This is a genomic window from Shewanella sp. AC91-MNA-CIBAN-0169 (assembly GCF_040310165.1).
Lineage (GTDB): Bacteria > Pseudomonadota > Gammaproteobacteria > Enterobacterales > Shewanellaceae > Shewanella.
The window spans coordinates 1-254 of the sequence record NZ_JBEOPM010000155.1 but is presented as its reverse complement, the minus strand read 5'-3'; the positions used below and the strand labels follow the sequence as shown (position 1 = coordinate 254).

At 36.6% G+C, this 254-nt stretch carries 1 protein-coding gene; it reads right to left on the bottom strand.

Annotated features, from left to right (window positions below; translation table 11 throughout):
- Positions 1-202: hypothetical protein (locus AAEY98_RS22500; RefSeq protein ID WP_351019838.1), on the bottom strand; the 202-nt coding region annotated here is incomplete at its 3' end.
- Positions 203-254 lie beyond the last annotated feature (52 nt).

The following is a 254-nucleotide window of genomic DNA, read 5'->3' as shown; positions in this document are numbered from 1 at the left end:
CATTATGAGCTTGTAGCATTTTACTTACGACAACTTGATTTACTTTATTGTCTTCGGCAACCAAAATAGTGCACCCTTGTAAATCGGTTATTTCTTTATTTGGTTTTAATAATTCATCGAGTTCTGATGTTTCAAAGCTTTGTTGGTAAGTAAATACAGAACCTTTATCTTCTTTACTCGTGAAGTTGATTTTGCCATTCATTAAATCACTTAGCTTGGTGCAAATGGAGAGGCCAAGTCCCGTGCCCCCGTAC